Raw genomic sequence first — 15,601 nt, forward strand, 5'->3', positions numbered from 1 at the left:
GAGAGTAGGACACCGCCGAACTCCTTTTAGACAGAATGGCCACCCAACCTGGGTGGCCATTTTGCGTTAACAAGACTGAGAGAATCAGGACATGCCGAACGAGGATGAGCGTCGCCCGCGGCGCGGGGACGATTCCAACGACCGTCGCGATGCGCCCCGGGGCCAGCGTGCTGATCGCTCGCCGTCTACTGGCAGGTCCGGCGCTCCTCGCAGCGGCAACGCGGCTCCGCGTCGCGATGGTGACCGTCGTGAAGGTGGTTACCAGAAGCGCGATGGCGCGGCTCCGCGGCGCGATGGTGCGGCTCCGCGGCGCGATGGTGCGGCTCCGCGTCGCGATGGTGATCGTCGTGAAGGTGGTTACCAGAAGCGCGATGGCGACCGCCGCACCGACACTCGGAACTCGACTGGCGGGCGCGGGTTCCCCCAGCGCGGCGGCGCAGGTCGCGAACGGCCTGATCGGCAGGCCGATGACCGTCCGCGCTACAACGACCCGGCGATTCCTGAAGACGTCACCGGCAGAGACCTTGCAGGTCCTGCGCGCAACGAGCTGAAGACTTTGAGCAAGGAGAACGCCGAAGAGGTTGCGCGTCACCTTGCAATGGCCTCGCGCCTCATTGATGAGGATCCGGCTCTTGCGCATGAGCATGCGCTGGCGGCATCCCGTCGCGCAGGCCGCATCGCGCTCGTGCGCGAAACACTTGGCATCACCGCGTACGCAACGGGCGACTTCGCTCTCGCGCTTCGTGAACTTCGCACCTACCGCCGTATCTCGGGCAAGGACGACCAGATCGCGCTCATGGTCGACAGCGAGCGCGGGGTAGGCCGGCCTGACCGCGCGCTTGAAACGGGTCGTGCCGTGGATCGTGCTGCGCTTTCCGCTCCGGTCCGGGTCGCGCTTGCGATCGCGATGTCGGGTGCGCGTCTTGATCTCGGCGAGCTTGAGCTCGCACTCGGCGAGCTGCAGATCCCTGAGCTCGACCCGAATCGCGCCTTTGAGTGGAGCCCGGCGCTGTTCGGCGCACACGCTGCTGTCCTCGAGGACCTCGGACGCGAAGACGAGGCGGCGTACTGGGCAGAGCGCGCTGAAGTCGCAGCCGACGCGCTTGGAATGGGCGATGACGACGAGGACGAGATCGTCGTCGAAGATGGTCTGGTCGAAGAACAGGACGACTGAGTGGGACTCTTCTCCAAAGCACGGGCGACTCCTCTGGACGGCGTCGATGTCGTCCTCGCTGACCTTGACGGCGTCGTCTACGCGGGTCCCGGCGCTCTGCCGCATGCGGTGGAGAGCCTCAACCGCGCCGCGCAGACCCGCCGGATCGGGTACATCACCAACAACGCGTCGCGCACCGACGCATCCGTCGCGTCCCACCTGACTGAGCTTGGTCTCTCGGTCGCACCCCATGAGGTCGTCACGAGCCCACAGGCGGCCATGCGCTTGCTGGCATCGATTGTTCCCGCGCCCGCCACACTCCTCATCGTGGGTGGCGATGGCCTGGTCGTCGAGGCGGAGAAGGCCGGCTATCGCGTCACGCGCAGCGCGGATGACGCCCCGGATGCCGTGGTGCAGGGCTTCTCGCCCGACATCGCCTGGACCGACCTTGCCGAGGCGGCCTTCGCGCTGAAGCTGCCGGAGGACGAGGGCGGCATCCCCTGGATCGCCACCAACACCGACTGGACGATCCCGCGCGAGCGGGGAGTCGCCCCGGGCAACGGCACTTTGGTGTCTGCCGTCCACACGGCGATCGGCCGCTTGGCGACCGTTGCGGGCAAACCCGAGATGCCGATCTTCGAGGAGGCGATCGCTCGCTTCGGCGCGAAACGATCGCTGTTCATCGGTGACCGTCTCGACACCGACATTCTCGGCGCCGCACGAGTCGGTATCGACTCTGCGCTGGTGCTCACGGGTATCGACCGGCCGAAGCACGTGCTTGCGGCGCCGGAAGGCTCCCGGCCCACCTACGTGCTCAGCGACCTGCGTGAACTGCATGAACCGTACCCAGTAGCGCAGCGCAAGAACGGCGCGGTCACGGTCAACGGCGCATCCGTTCGTGTCGTCGGCGGCGACGTGGAGATCCTCGCTGAGGGACCGCGCCAGATCGACCTCGTCCGTGCGGGTGCAACGGCGATCTGGGAGTCCGGAACACCGGTCTTCGTGCTGAACGTTCCGGAGAAGCTCTTCGAGGACCCGTTCCACCGTCCCTGAGCGCTCTTCTGCGTGCGCCCTCCCGAGCATGTCGGCACCTCGACGTAAAGTGGAACTGTGAGCGACGACACTGATACGCAGCCGACTGACGGACTGTGGAGCCGTCTGCGTCTGATCGAGGGACAGCCCTTAGCCGCGCGCGCCGACGCCTACGCCACGGTCCACGATGAGCTGTTCCGCCGCTTGGAGAGCGGCGCGCGGCTCGACTCCATGAAGTCTCCGTCAGGGGACCGGTGACTCGTCTCGACGCCGCCCTTGCACTGCGCGGGCTGGCGCGTTCGCGTACCCAGGCAAGCACTCTGATCGCGGCCGGCCTCGTGAGCGTCGATGGCCGCCCGATCGTGAAGGCCTCGACGGCGGTCTCTGACGACGCTGAGATCACCGTCGCCGAGACCGATCACTACGTCAGCCGGGGCGCTCACAAGCTTGTTGCCGCACTCGACGTCTTCGCGGTTCCGGTGACCGGGCGACTCGCGCTCGACATGGGAGCATCCACCGGCGGATTCACGCAGGTGCTCCGCGAGCGCGGGGCTCGAAAGGTGCTGGCAGTCGATGTCGGGCACGGGCAGCTCGCACCCTCTGTCGCGGATGACCCAGGGGTCGTGAGCGTCGAAGGATTCAACGTCCGGTACATGACGCCGCAGAACCTCAGTGAGGCCACCGCGGAGTCGGCCGTGCCGGAGCTCATCGTCGGCGACCTGTCGTTCATCTCACTCGAGCTGATCCTTCCGGCGGTAGCCGCTGTCGCAGCATCCGATGCCGACATCGTGCTGCTGGTGAAGCCGCAGTTCGAAGTAGGACGCACCGCCGTCAGAGGCGGCCTGGTGACCGACCCAGCGACCCGCGCGGACGCGGTCTCCCGCGTCGCATGGAACGCGTGGGATGCGGGACTGGGGATGCGGGGGATCGCCGCATCACCCATTCTTGGAACACACGGGAATGCGGAGTTCCTCGTTCACCTGAGCCCCGGACGGGGGAGTGATCCGTCACAATGGACAGGACGCATCAACGAGCTGGCAGGAGGACGATGAACGAGCGCAACATCCTGGTCGTTGCTCACGCGGGCCGAGACGACACCGTCGCTGCAGCCCGCCGCGTCATCGAACTGCTTCGCGCTGCCGGTGCGAGGCCAGTCCTCGCGGTAGAAGACCGAACTGAACTCTCTGCCGTCGACGAAGAATTCTCCACTGTCGATGCGCTGGGCCAGGACGTCGGCGTCGACGATCTCGAACTCGCGATCGTGCTGGGCGGAGACGGGACGATCCTGCGTGCCGCCGAGCTCGTCCGCGGCACCCACAGCGCTCCTGTGCTCGGCATCAATATGGGGCACGTCGGATTCCTCGCTGAGATCGAGCGCGACGCCATGGTCGATGCTGTCGAGCGCGTCATCGCACGCGATTACGTCGTTGAGGAGCGCCTCGCTCTCGCCGTGCGCGTCAAGGATGCCCTCGGCGACGTCGTCTTCGAGACCTGGGCACTGAACGAGGCGACCGTCGAGAAGGCGAGTCGAGAGCGCATGATCGAGGTCGTCGTCGAGATCGACGGCCGCCCGCTGTCGAGTTACGGCTGCGATGGAATGGTCATCTCCACCCCGACCGGTTCGACCGCCTACAACTTCTCGGCGGGAGGCCCGGTCATCTGGCCCACTGTCGAGGCCATCGCCGTGGTTCCGCTCTCGGCTCATGCGCTGTTCGCACGACCCATTGTCGTCAGCCCAGATGCCTCGGTCGCGATCGAGGTGCTCGAGCGGACGAGTGGCACCGGCATCCTCTGGTGCGACGGGCGTCGCTCGCATGAGCTTCCACCGGGTGCTCGCGTCGTCGTGCGGCGCTCATCGCGCCCGGTGCGTCTCGCGCGACTTCACCCGACCGCATTCACTGATCGCCTCGTGCGCAAGCTCCAGTTGCCTGTGGCTGGCTGGCGTGGAGCGGCAACGTGATCGAAGAGATGCGGATGCAGGGGCTCGGCGTCATCGACGACGCAGTGCTCCCGCTCGGCCCAGGTTTCACCGCGATCACTGGTGAGACCGGCGCGGGAAAGACCATGGTCGTCACCGGGCTGGGATTGCTCCTCGGTCAACGTGCTGATTCCGGTGCGGTGCGCGCCGGCGCGAAGCAGGCGTCGGTCGCGGGAGTCTGGATCGTCCCCGCTGAAGGCAGCGTCGCCGATATCGTCGCCGACGCAGGGGGAGAGCTCGAGGCTCTCGACACGGCAGATGGCGAGAAGGCGCAGGGCGAGCTCTATGTCTCGCGCAGCCTCAGCGCCGAGGGTCGCAGCCGCGCAAGCGTCGGAGGTCGCGCGGCCCCAGCCGGGGTGCTCTCCGCGCTGGCCGATGAGCTCGTGGTGGTGCATGGTCAATCCGAGCAACTGCGATTGCGCTCGTCGGCTGCTCAGCGCGAAGCACTGGATCGCTTCGGCGGCGCGCCGATCGCGACGGCGCACGAGCGCTACGCGGCGTCGTTCGCGCGATGGCGTGAACTGGATGCTGAGATCACTGATCTCTCGGAGAACCGAGACCGCCGGGCCGAGGAAGCTGCTCGCCTGCGCGAAGCACTCGCGCTGATTGAGGCGACGGACCCGGAGGAGGGTGAGGACATCGTTCTCGCCGAGCGCGCCGAGCGGCTCGCGAATGCAGAAGAGCTGCGCCTTGCGGCATCCACTGCTCGCAATGCGATCTCGAGCGAAGAGGGCGAGACGGATGCTTCGGCACTTGTCGCCGAAGCGAAGCGCGAGCTTGAGCGTGCGACAGATTCGGTACTCTCGAGCATCGCGGAGGGCGTAGCTGATGTCGGCTACCGCCTCGCCGATCTCGCCCTGCAGCTGTCAGCGTACCTCGCCGACCTCGATGAGACCGGACCACACGAACTCGCCGCGGTCGAAGAGCGTCGTGCTGCGCTGACGGTGCTCGCGCGCGCGCATGGGTCCCTTGACGAGGCACGCGAAGTCTGGCGCACGGGATCCACCCGTCTTGCTGAACTCGACGACGATGGTGATCGACTCGAACGGCTGCAGGCTGAGCGCGATGCCGCGCGTACCGATCTTGACGTGGCAGCTGCCGCTCTCACCGCCGCGCGGACCGAAGCCGCGGTCCGACTGGGCGCAGAGGTCACAGAAGAGCTCCACGCGCTGGCGATGCCCGATGCCCGGCTCGAGGTTGCTGTGCGCGAGGGTGCAGAGAGCACGCACGGTCGTGACGATGTCGCGATCCTTCTCGCCCCTCATCCTGGTGCTGAACCACGATCAGTCGCAAAGAGCGCGTCAGGTGGTGAACTCTCGCGAGTGATGCTCGCGATCGAGGTCGTGATCGCCGGCACGGATCCGGTTCCTACGTTCGTATTCGACGAGGTCGATGCCGGCATCGGTGGTGCCGCTGCGATCGAAGTCGGGCGGCGACTCGCCCGACTCGCAGAGTCATCGCAGGTGATCGCAGTGACCCACTTGGCCCAGGTCGCAGCGTTCGCGTCGAACCATCTTTCCGTTGTGAAGTCCAATGACGGCGCGGTCACCGCGTCGAACGTGCGGCGTCTGGAGGGGACCGAACGCGAGGCCGAGATGGCGCGTCTGCTGTCGGGACTCGCCGATTCGGATGCTGCTCTCACCCACGCCCGAGAACTTCTCAGTCTCGCGGCCCCGGCTAACTGTTAGGATTGAAGCCCGTGATGAACTCTTCTGCTGCGGGGCCCGAAAACGACACGACCAAACACATCTTCGTGACAGGTGGTGTCGTTTCTTCATTGGGCAAAGGCCTGACGGCAGCAAGCCTCGGCAACCTGCTCACAGCGCGCGGACTGCGTGTGGTCATGCAGAAGCTCGATCCCTATCTGAACGTGGATCCGGGCACGATGAACCCGTTCCAGCACGGTGAGGTCTTCGTCACCGACGACGGTGCAGAGACCGATCTCGACATCGGACATTACGAGCGCTTCCTCGACATCAACCTGTCGCAGGCCGCCAACGTCACCACCGGTCAGATCTACTCCCAGGTGATCGCGAAGGAGCGCCGCGGAGAGTACCTCGGCGACACCGTGCAGGTCATCCCGCACATCACCGACGAGATCAAGCGCCGCATGCGCTTGCAGGCCACTGAAGAGCCGCGTCCCGACGTCATCATCACCGAGGTCGGCGGCACGGTCGGCGACATCGAATCGCAGCCGTTCCTCGAAGCTGCCCGCCAGCTGCGTCATGAGCTCGGACGCGACAGCGTGTTCTTCGTGCACGTTTCGCTCGTGCCGTTCATGGGCGCCTCGGGTGAGCAGAAGACCAAGCCCACCCAGCACTCGGTCGCAGCCCTCCGCCAGGTCGGCATTCAGCCTGATGCACTCGTGCTGCGCAGCGATCGTCCGGTGAGCGAGTCCAACCGCAGCAAGATCGCTCTGATGTGCGACGTCGACGCAGAAGGCGTCATCAACACCGTCGACCTGCCGAGCATCTACGACATCCCCTCGACGCTGAACGATCAGGGGCTCGACTCCTACATCGTCCGCAGGCTCGGTCTCGATGTGAAGGCCGCGTCCGAGGTCGACTGGTCCCGCTGGCAGAAGGTGCTGCAGGCTGTCCACAATCCCAAGCACGAGGTCACGATCGGCCTGGTCGGCAAGTACATCGACCTGCCGGACGCGTACCTGTCGGTGACAGAAGCGCTCCGCGCCGGTGGATTCGCGCACGAGGCGCACGTCAGCATCCGCTGGATTCCCTCTGACTCGTGCGAAACGCCTGAGGGCGCGGCCAAGGCTCTCGGGGATCTCGATGGAATCTGTGTTCCCGGCGGCTTCGGCATCCGCGGCATCGAAGGAAAGCTTGGTGCGCTGAAGTTCGCCCGCGAACAGGGCATTCCCACGCTCGGTCTCTGCCTCGGCCTGCAGTGCATGGTCATCGAGTACGGCCGCAACATGGCGGGCATCGCGGAGGCTTCCTCCAGCGAGTTCGACCCGGAGACGTCCGAGCCGGTCATCGCGACGATGGCAGAGCAGGTCGACATTCTCGAGGGCGGCGACCTCGGTGGCACCATGCGCCTCGGTCTCTACAAGGCAGCTCTCGTTGAAGGCTCGCTCGCCGCAGAGGTCTACGGCAGCACGGAGATCTCCGAACGACACCGTCACCGGTACGAGGTCAACAACGCCTACCGTGCACGTCTTGCGGAAGCTGGTCTGGTGTTCTCGGGACTCAACCCCGAGCTCGACCTCGTCGAGTTCGTCGAGCTGCCGCGCGACGTTCACCCGTACTACATCGCGACCCAGGCGCACCCCGAACTGCGCTCGCGGCCGACCGATCCGCACCCGCTGTTCCGCGGTCTCATCGGCGCAGCGATCGAACGACACCGCTCCAGCGAGCTGTTCGACGTCGAAGAAGATGACTGAGGCCGCAGAGCTCCGCGACGAGCCCTTCGAGCCGCAGGTTCTGCAGAGCGACCTGGTCTACAAGGGCTGGGTGTGGGACGTCCGCTCCGACCGCGTTGCGTACGGTGATGGCGAGATCATTCGCGAGTACGTCGCGCACACCGGTGCCGTGGCGGTGCTCGCTCTCGACGATGCGGGGCGAGTGTTGCTGATTCAGCAGTACCGGCATCCGATTCGACACCGTGATTGGGAGCTGCCCGCGGGTCTTCTCGATATCGAAGGAGAAGACCCGCTGGTCGCGGCACAGCGCGAGCTCGCAGAGGAGACGGACATTGTCGCGCGCGACTGGCGGCTGCTGACGTCGAGCTGGACTACTCCAGGCGGCAACAGCGAGCTCATCCGCATCTATCTCGCGACCGGCATCGAGGCGGCGCCAGAGGCCTTCGACCGTGAGGGCGAAGAGGCCGACATCCGCATGGAGTGGGTGCCACTCTCCGACGCCGTCGACGCTGTCCTGGACGGGCGGCTCCGCAACGGCATCCTGACTATCGGCGTCCTGGCAGCCGAGCGGACCCTGCGGCAGTAGTCATGCGGGTAGACCGTGCGATCGACGCGTATCTGCGCCACATCACGGTCGAGCGCGGTCTCTCGGAGCACACCGTCGGTGCGTACCGCCGCGATCTCGCCGTCTACCAGGCCTGGCTGACCGATGCCGGGATCGACGACACCGCAGCGGTGAGCGGGTCGATCATCGGCCGGTTCATCGCTGACCGCTCGGCTGTGGTGCCGACACCGGCGGCGACGAGCCTGGCGCGACTGCAGTCATCGGTGCGTGGCCTGCACCGATTCCTCGTGCGCGAGGGGATCGAAGTCGAGGATCCGACCGGCCGGTTGCGGCCGCCCAAGACGCCGCAGCGACTGCCGAAAGCGCTCACGATCGATCAGGTCGAGCGGCTGCTTGGTGCGCCCTCTGCGGAGGAGCCTCTGGGCATCAGGGACCGGGCCCTGCTCGAACTGCTGTACGCGACGGGTGCGCGCGTCTCAGAGGCCATCGGACTCAACGTCGACGACCTCGCGCACGGGGATGTTCTGCGGCTGTACGGAAAAGGGTCGAAGGAGCGGATCGTGCCGATCGGCTCTTTCGCGAGGGATGCTGTGGATGCCTACCTCACGCGGGTGAGGCCCGCCCTCGCGGCGAAGGGCAGAGCGTCGGCCAAGCTGTTCCTCGGGGCGCGCGGGGCGCCGCTGTCGAGACAGAGCGCGTGGCTGGTGATTCGCGCTGCCGCCGAGCGGGCGCAGATCACCGCCGAGGTCTCTCCGCATACTCTGCGGCACTCGTTCGCCACACATCTGCTGCAGGGCGGGGCCGATGTGCGTGTGGTGCAGGAGCTGCTCGGTCATGCCTCCGTGGCGACGACGCAGATCTACACGCACGTCTCGGTAGACACTCTGCGAGATATCTACGCGACCTCTCATCCCCGAGCGCGCTGAGACTATCGGGGATCGCCGAGACGGGAAGACGCGGAATCGCGGGCGAATAGCTAGAATCGAGCAAGCATGAGGGAAGCAGGAGACTCGGTGGTTCAGAACGCGGCGAAGACCAAGGGCAAGAAGTCCAAGGTCGACGACACTCCCATGGGCCCCACCGGCCGCCCCTACCAGGGCTTCGCAACCCCCGCACCGCTCGAGTCCCACGGGCCGGCGCGCATCATCGCGCTGTGCAACCAGAAGGGCGGCGTCGGCAAGACGACGACAACGATCAACCTCGCGGCCGCCCTCGCCGAGTACGGGCGCAAGGTGCTCGCCGTCGACTTCGACCCGCAGGGGGCACTCTCTGCCGGCCTCGGCATCCCGACGCACGATGTACCCACGATCTACGACCTGCTGCTGGACACCAAGCGCGACGTGCACGAGGTCATCGTGCACTCCGGCGTTGAAGGCCTAGACGTCCTTCCCGCCAACATCGACCTCTCGGCTGCCGAAGTGCACCTGGTCAACGAGGTCGCTCGCGAAACGATCCTCGCCAGGGTGCTGCGTCAGGTCGCGGGGGAGTACGACGTCATCCTCATCGACTGCCAGCCCTCGCTCGGACTGCTCACCGTCAACGCGCTCACCGCCAGCCACGGTGTGTTGGTGCCGCTGGAGTGCGAGTTCTTCGCCCTGCGCGGCGTGGCGCTGCTCATCGAGACGATCGAGAAGGTGCGCGATCGCCTGAACCCCGACATCAAGCTCGACGGTCTGCTCGCGACGATGTACGACGCCCGCACGCTGCACTCGCGTGAGGTGCTCGAGCGCGTGGTCGAGGCCTTCGGCGATGACGTGCTCGAGACCGTGATCGGCCGCACCGTGAAGTTCCCCGACGCATCGGTGTCGGGTGTTCCCATCACCGAGTTCGCGCCGGAGCATGCCGCCGCCCAGGCGTACCTGCGACTGGCCCGGGAGCTGGTCGCCCGTGGCGCCGTCGCCTGAGACTGACCCTGTCGAAGCGGTCCCTGAGCCTGTCGAAGGGTTTCGTGTCTCGCTGACGAACTTCGATGGTCCCTTCGACCTGCTGCTGAACCTCATCTCGAAGCACGAGATGGATATCACCGAAGTTTCGCTGAGCGCGGTGACGAACGAGTTCATCGCGTATCTGAAAGAGCTCGAGCACGATGAAGAGCTCGATCAGGCGTCCGAGTTCCTTGTCGTAGCGGCGACCCTGTTGGACATGAAGGTCGCAGGTCTCCTCCCTCAGGGCGAGCTCGTCGACGCCGAGTCCGTCGCGCTGCTCGAAGCACGCGACCTGCTGTTCGCCCGTCTGCTGCAGTACCGGGCATTCAAAGAGGTCTCCACCTGGTTCGCGCGGTGCCTGGTTCGTGAGGATCGCCGACACACTCGTGCGGTGCGACTCGACGAGAAGTACCGGCGCCAGACGCCGGAGCTGGTGTGGACGCTCAGCCTGGACGATTTCGCCGCCATCGCGCTGCTCGCCTTCGCTCCCAAAGAACTTCCCCATGTCGGCCTCGATCATCTGCACGCACCGCTGGTCAGCATCAGGGAGCAGGCGGCGATCGTCGTGACGCTCCTACGCAGCTCCGAGTCACTGACCTTCCGCGAGCTGGTCGCGGGCGCAACGGAGCCAGGGATCGTCGTCGCACGCTTCATCTCGGTCCTCGAGCTGTACCGACACGCGGCGCTGTCCTTCGAACAACTGGAACCGCTCGGCGAGCTGACGCTGCGCTGGGCCACCGACTCCTGGTCGGATGAGACGCTTGCGAGCCTGGGGGCTGATTATGACCGATGACACTTCGATGGACTCAGCGACCGTAGTCGAGACACCGCTCACCGAGCGGATCGAAGCCATCCTGCTGATCATCGACGAGCCGCTGGGTCTCGTCGCGCTCGCCGCAGCCGTCAGTGCGCCCGTGCCGGCCGTCAGACAGAGCCTCGAGCGACTGGTCGACGAGTACGACGGCAACGGCGATGGGCCACGGCGCGGTTTCGAACTGCGCGAGGTCGGTGGGGGCTGGCGGCTCTACGTGCGCGAGGAGCACGATGCTCTCGTCGCCGAGTTCGTGGGCGGACAAGCACCCGCGCGGCTCTCACAGGCAGCCCTCGAGACCCTGGCCGTGATCGCCTACAAGCAGCCGGTCACGCGCAGTCAGGTGGCATCCATCCGCGCGGTGAACGTGGACTCGGTCGTCCGTACGCTGCTTGCCCGCGGCCTCATCACAGAACTGTTCGCCGATTCAGAAACCGGCGCCATCAACTACGGCACGACAGACGCCCTGCTGCAGAACCTCGGTATCAACTCGCTCGACGAGCTGCCTCCGATCTCTCCGCTGCTCGACGACGGTGCCGACGGATTCGACGAAGGAACCATCAGATGAATACTCCGATCCCTGAGCCTGTCGACGGGTCGACGCCACCAGAGGGCGTCCGCCTGCAGAAGGTGCTCGCCGCTGCGGGCGTCGCATCCCGCCGAGTGGTGGAGCAGTACATCGTCGAGGGGCGCATCCGAGTCAACGGCGTCGTCGTCGAAGAACTCGGCCGTCGTATCGACCCCGAGAACGACCTCGTCGACGTGGACGGCACAGCGATCCAGCTGGATGTCTCCAAGCGCTACGTGATGCTCAACAAGCCCACCGGCGTCGTGAGCACGATGAAGGACGAGAACGGTCGTCCTGACCTGCGCCGCTTCACCGACAACTACGAGGAGCGTCTCTACAACGTCGGCCGCTTGGATGCCGAGACCAGCGGTCTGCTCATCCTCACGAACGACGGCGAGCTCGCACACGTGCTCGCACACCCCTCGTTCGGGGTCACCAAGGTGTACATCGCGAAGGTCACCGGTCAGGTCACGGCGCAGACGATCGCCAAGCTCACCAAGGGCTTCGACCTCGAAGACGGATTCATCAAGGCAGACAAGGCGCGCCTGTTGGATTCGTCGAAGGGCGCGAGCCTGGTCGAACTGACTCTGCACTCCGGACGCAACCGGATCGTGCGTCGGATGCTCGCCGCTGTGGAGCATCCGGTCACCGAACTCGTGCGTCGTCAGTTCGGTCCGCTCCACCTGGGAACGCTCCCTGCGGGGAAGTCCCGCGAACTGAGTAAAATCGAACGTGGTGCGCTTCTGACTCTCGCGCGCCATGATGCCCCTGCGGACGCTACGCCGGGAGACGCCCAGGAGAACGAGTGAGCGATACCGCCAAGACGCATGGCAACGGCAACGCGCCGCGTCTTTCGGGGACGGTCAGAATCGTCGGAGCGGGTCTGCTCGGCGCGAGTATCGGCCACGCGCTGAGCGCGAAGGGCATCGATGTCGTTCTCTCGGATGCTTCACCGGCGCAGCTGCGTCTGGCGATCGACTACGGCGCGGGCCGCGCTGCGCGCGATGACGATGCTCCGGCGTTGATCGTGGTCTGCGTGCCGCCGGATGTCACCGCCGACGTTGTCGAAGCGGAACTCACCCGATTCCCGGATGCCGTCGTGACGGATGTCGCGAGTGTGAAGCTCGAGCCGTTCCGAGAGCTCACCGCTCGCGGCGTGGACACCACCCGCTATATCGGCTCGCATCCGCTCGCCGGGCGTGAGCGCGGGGGAGCGATTTCCGCACGTGCAGACCTCTTCATCGGACGTCCGTGGGTCGTCTGCCGTGACGAAGAGACTCGTGCCGCTGATCTCGCCCTGGTCGAAGACCTCGCGCTCGACGTCGGGGCGATGCCGTTGGAGATGACCCCTGAGGAGCACGACCGCTCGGTCGCACTCACCTCTCACGTGCCGCAGGTCGTGGCCAGTCTTCTCGCATCCCGCCTTGCGAGCGCTGATGAAGACGCCCTCCGGCTCGCCGGTCAGGGGGTTCGCGACACCACGCGAATCGCCGCCTCCGCACCTGAGCTGTGGGTGCAGATCCTCGGTGCGAATGCGCAGCCCGTCGTCGACGTGCTCGATGCGCTCGCCGCTGACTTGAAGACCGTGTCGGATGCTCTGCGCGAACCGACTGCGCCTGGTGCGCGCCGCGTGGTGGCCGAGGCGATCCGCCAGGGCAACGACGGCGTGGAGCGTCTGCCGGGAAAGCACGGCCAGAACAGCCGGTTCGAGCAACTCGTCGTCATGGTCGACGACACCCCAGGTCAACTGGGACGCCTGTTCGGCGAACTCGGCGAACTCGGTGTGAACGTGGAAGACCTGCGCCTGGAGCATTCGCCGGGCGCGCAGTTCGGCCTCGCAGAGATCAGTGTGGCGCCCGCTGCGCTGCTCGGTGCGGTGGAAGGGCTGCAGGAGCGCGGATGGCGGATTGCAGGAGCGACAAATGAGTGATCTCATCGCTATCGACGGGCCGGCAGGCTCGGGGAAGTCCAGTGTCTCCAAAGCCATCGCGCGTCAGCGCGGGTACGGACTTCTCGACACCGGTGCCGCTTACCGCGCTCTGGCATGGCTGATGCTCGAGAACCAGGCGGATACTGATGATGCCGAGGCTGTCATTGCCGCGGCATCCGATTTCGATCTGCGCCTCGGGCTCGACCCCGACGACCGCACGGTCGCCGTGGGAGACACCGACATCACCGCCGCCATCCGGGAGCCGCGCGTCTCGAGCGCGGTCAGCGGTGTGGCGCGTGTGCCTGCCGTGCGCGAGCAAGTCAACACCTTCTTCCGTTCATTGGTGGCGAATTCTCCGCTTCCTGCTGTCGTCGTCGAAGGACGCGACATCACCACCGTCGTCGCACCTGACGCTCCGGTGCGAATCCTCCTCACCGCCGCACCTCAGGTGCGTGCGGCCCGCCGTGCCGGCGAACTCGCCGGAGAGAACGCGGCAGCCGTGGCAGAGGCGCTGCACAAGCGCGATGCTTCGGACAGTGCAGTGGTGGACTTCCTCAATGCCGCAGAAGGCGTTGAAGTCGTCGATTCGACTGCACTCGATTTTTCCCAGACCATCGACGCCGTACTCTCGGTGATCGACCGAAAGCAAGGAGCGGAACATGGCCGCTGAAGAAGAATATGAGGGTGGCGCTGACCACCTCGCCGAGAAGCTGAGCGAGCTCGACGAGCAGCTCATCGAACAGCGCGCGGAGGCACTGCGCGCGGGTCTCGCCGACTACGACCTCGATGAGGATGACGCGGCGCTGCTCGCAGGTCTCACCCAGGGCGAGGGTGGGATCGAGTTCCTGCCTGCGTTGCCCGTGGTCGCGATCGTCGGACGCCCGAACGTCGGCAAGTCCGCACTCGTGAACCGCATCCTCGGTCGTCGTGAGGCCGTCGTGGAAGACACCCCGGGTGTCACCCGCGACCGCGTCACCTACAAGGCTGAGTGGAACGATCGCCGCTTCTCGCTGGTCGACACCGGCGGGTGGGAGCCCGACGCCAAGGGCATCGACCGCTCGGTCGCAGCTCAGGCAGAGGTCGCGATCGAACTGTGCGACGTCGTGCTCTTCGTCGTCGATGCGATGGTCGGCGCGACGTCGACCGATGAGCACGTGGTGAGGCTGCTGCGCAAGAGCGGTAAGCCGGTCTTTCTCGTCGCGAACAAGGTCGACGACACCCGCCAGGAGCCCGAGGCTGCGGCCCTGTGGAACCTCGGACTGGGTGAGCCATACCCGACCTCGGCCGTGCACGGGCGCGGCGTCGCCGACCTGCTCGATGCAGTGCTCGAGAAGCTTCCCTCAATCTCGGCCGTTGCGAAGTACGAGATCGGCGGACCCCGTCGCGTCGCGATCCTCGGCCGACCGAACGTCGGAAAGTCGTCGCTGCTGAACAAGGCCGCAGGCGAGGATCGCGTTGTCGTCAACGACCTCGCCGGCACCACGCGCGACCCGGTGGACGAGGTCGTCGAGCTCGGCGGCAAGCTCTGGCGCCTGGTCGACACCGCCGGCATCCGCCGTCGTGTGCACCTGCAGCAGGGTGCGGATTTCTACGCGTCCCTCCGCACCTCGGCAGCGCTCGAGAAGGCCGAAGTCGCCGTCGTCGTCCTCGATGTCTCCGAGACGATCAGCGAGCAGGATGTCCGCATCATCGATCTCGTGCTCGAATCAGGACGCGCACTCGTGCTCGCGTTCAACAAGTGGGATCGCCTGAACGACATCGACCTGGAGAACGCGGATCGTCGTCGCTATCTCGAGCGTGAGATCGAACAGGACCTCGCTCACGTCACGTGGGCGCCGCGGGTGAACATCTCGGCGAAGACCGGGCGCCACTTCGACAAGCTCGTACCGGCGCTCGAGACGGCGCTGGAGAACTGGGATCGTCGTATCCCCACCGGTAAGTTCAACGCGTTCCTCACCGAACTCGTCGCCGAGCACCCGCACCCGCTGCGCGGTGGCAAGCAGCCGCGCATCCTGTTCGGCACGCAGGCCTCGACGCGTCCGCCGACGTTCGTGCTGTTCACGACCGGGTTCCTCGACCCCGGCTACCGCCGGTTCATCCAGCGCCGCCTGCGCGAGCTGTACGAATTCGACGGCACGCCGATCGTGATCAACATGCGTGTGCGGGAGAAGCGCCAGCGCTAGTTGCCGCGCGCCAGGTTCAGTGGTGCAATGGATGGTGGATGCTGCGACCCTGCGGCATCCACCATCGCTGCCCACAA

General features: G+C 66.1%; 16 protein-coding genes. All 16 read left to right on the forward strand.

Annotated features, from left to right (window positions below; all coding sequences use genetic code 11):
• Positions 1-91: 91 nt before the first annotated feature.
• Complete coding sequence (locus tag ACTU6V_RS10535) at positions 92-1,174, forward strand: hypothetical protein (RefSeq protein ID WP_443475575.1); 1,083 nt, start codon at positions 92-94, stop codon at positions 1,172-1,174.
• Positions 1,175-2,206, forward strand: coding sequence for an HAD-IIA family hydrolase (locus tag ACTU6V_RS10540; RefSeq protein WP_443475576.1), 1,032 nt, complete (start codon positions 1,175-1,177; stop codon positions 2,204-2,206). It abuts the gene before it with no gap.
• A gap of 57 nt (positions 2,207-2,263) precedes the next feature.
• On the forward strand, positions 2,264-2,443 hold the full coding sequence (locus tag ACTU6V_RS10545; RefSeq protein ID WP_443469852.1) for a hypothetical protein: 180 nt from the start codon (positions 2,264-2,266) through the stop codon (positions 2,441-2,443).
• A complete protein-coding gene (locus ACTU6V_RS10550; RefSeq protein ID WP_443469853.1) occupies positions 2,440-3,237 on the forward strand; it encodes a TlyA family RNA methyltransferase in 798 nt (265 codons plus the stop codon). Before ACTU6V_RS10545 ends, ACTU6V_RS10550 begins: the two co-directional genes overlap by 4 nt.
• The gene (locus ACTU6V_RS10555) at positions 3,234-4,145 is read left to right on the forward strand and encodes an NAD kinase (RefSeq protein ID WP_443475577.1); all 912 of its coding nucleotides are present in this window, start codon (positions 3,234-3,236) and stop codon (positions 4,143-4,145) included. Before ACTU6V_RS10550 ends, ACTU6V_RS10555 begins: the two co-directional genes overlap by 4 nt.
• Entirely contained in the window at positions 4,142-5,851 is a 1,710-nt protein-coding gene (recN, locus tag ACTU6V_RS10560; RefSeq protein ID WP_443475578.1) for a DNA repair protein RecN, read from the forward strand. Before ACTU6V_RS10555 ends, recN begins: the two co-directional genes overlap by 4 nt.
• 14 nt (positions 5,852-5,865) lie before the next feature.
• Positions 5,866-7,563: a CTP synthase gene (gene pyrG, locus ACTU6V_RS10565; RefSeq protein WP_417512576.1), complete on the forward strand. Its 1,698-nt coding sequence runs from the start codon at positions 5,866-5,868 to the stop codon at positions 7,561-7,563.
• Positions 7,556-8,128, forward strand: a complete 573-nt coding sequence (locus tag ACTU6V_RS10570; RefSeq protein ID WP_443469856.1) for an NUDIX domain-containing protein — start codon at positions 7,556-7,558, stop codon at positions 8,126-8,128. Before pyrG ends, ACTU6V_RS10570 begins: the two co-directional genes overlap by 8 nt.
• Positions 8,129-8,130: 2 nt before the next feature.
• Positions 8,131-9,033 (forward strand): site-specific tyrosine recombinase XerD, encoded by a 903-nt coding sequence (gene xerD / locus ACTU6V_RS10575; protein WP_443475579.1) that lies wholly within the window; start codon positions 8,131-8,133, stop codon positions 9,031-9,033.
• Positions 9,034-9,177: 144 nt separating this feature from the next.
• Positions 9,178-10,011, forward strand: coding sequence for a ParA family protein (locus ACTU6V_RS10580; protein WP_443469888.1), 834 nt, complete (start codon positions 9,178-9,180; stop codon positions 10,009-10,011).
• Complete coding sequence (locus tag ACTU6V_RS10585) at positions 9,995-10,825, forward strand: segregation and condensation protein A (RefSeq protein ID WP_443469858.1); 831 nt, start codon at positions 9,995-9,997, stop codon at positions 10,823-10,825. Before ACTU6V_RS10580 ends, ACTU6V_RS10585 begins: the two co-directional genes overlap by 17 nt.
• Entirely contained in the window at positions 10,815-11,411 is a 597-nt protein-coding gene (gene scpB, locus ACTU6V_RS10590) for an SMC-Scp complex subunit ScpB (protein ID WP_443469859.1), read from the forward strand. The genes ACTU6V_RS10585 and scpB overlap by 11 nt, the downstream gene beginning before the upstream one ends.
• On the forward strand, positions 11,408-12,220 hold the full coding sequence (locus ACTU6V_RS10595; protein ID WP_443475580.1) for a pseudouridine synthase: 813 nt from the start codon (positions 11,408-11,410) through the stop codon (positions 12,218-12,220). The genes scpB and ACTU6V_RS10595 overlap by 4 nt, the downstream gene beginning before the upstream one ends.
• Positions 12,217-13,341, forward strand: a complete 1,125-nt coding sequence (locus ACTU6V_RS10600; protein WP_443469861.1) for a prephenate dehydrogenase — start codon at positions 12,217-12,219, stop codon at positions 13,339-13,341. Before ACTU6V_RS10595 ends, ACTU6V_RS10600 begins: the two co-directional genes overlap by 4 nt.
• Positions 13,334-14,011, forward strand: coding sequence for a (d)CMP kinase (cmk, locus tag ACTU6V_RS10605; RefSeq protein WP_443475581.1), 678 nt, complete (start codon positions 13,334-13,336; stop codon positions 14,009-14,011). The genes ACTU6V_RS10600 and cmk overlap by 8 nt, the downstream gene beginning before the upstream one ends.
• Positions 14,001-15,524 carry a ribosome biogenesis GTPase Der gene (gene der / locus ACTU6V_RS10610; RefSeq protein ID WP_443475582.1) on the forward strand — a complete coding sequence of 508 codons (1,524 nt, stop codon included), beginning with the start codon at positions 14,001-14,003 and terminating at the stop codon, positions 15,522-15,524. The genes cmk and der overlap by 11 nt, the downstream gene beginning before the upstream one ends.
• The last annotated feature ends 77 nt before the right edge of the window (positions 15,525-15,601 follow it).

It is taken from the genome of Microbacterium zouquanmingi, assembly GCF_052266675.1.
Classification (GTDB): Bacteria; Actinomycetota; Actinomycetes; order Actinomycetales; family Microbacteriaceae; genus Microbacterium.

Coding starts and splice junctions, on each gene's coding strand:
- ACTU6V_RS10535 (WP_443475575.1), top strand. CDS start 92: ATGCCGAACGAGGATGAGCGTCGCCCGCGGCGCGGGGACGATTCCAAC.
- ACTU6V_RS10555 (WP_443475577.1), top strand. CDS start 3,234: ATGAACGAGCGCAACATCCTGGTCGTTGCTCACGCGGGCCGAGACGAC.
- pyrG (WP_417512576.1), top strand. CDS start 5,866: ATGAACTCTTCTGCTGCGGGGCCCGAAAACGACACGACCAAACACATC.
- ACTU6V_RS10570 (WP_443469856.1), top strand. CDS start 7,556: ATGACTGAGGCCGCAGAGCTCCGCGACGAGCCCTTCGAGCCGCAGGTT.
- xerD (WP_443475579.1), top strand. CDS start 8,131: ATGCGGGTAGACCGTGCGATCGACGCGTATCTGCGCCACATCACGGTC.
- ACTU6V_RS10580 (WP_443469888.1), top strand. CDS start 9,178: ATGGGCCCCACCGGCCGCCCCTACCAGGGCTTCGCAACCCCCGCACCG.
- scpB (WP_443469859.1), top strand. CDS start 10,815: ATGACCGATGACACTTCGATGGACTCAGCGACCGTAGTCGAGACACCG.
- ACTU6V_RS10595 (WP_443475580.1), top strand. CDS start 11,408: ATGAATACTCCGATCCCTGAGCCTGTCGACGGGTCGACGCCACCAGAG.
- cmk (WP_443475581.1), top strand. CDS start 13,334: ATGAGTGATCTCATCGCTATCGACGGGCCGGCAGGCTCGGGGAAGTCC.
- der (WP_443475582.1), top strand. CDS start 14,001: ATGGCCGCTGAAGAAGAATATGAGGGTGGCGCTGACCACCTCGCCGAG.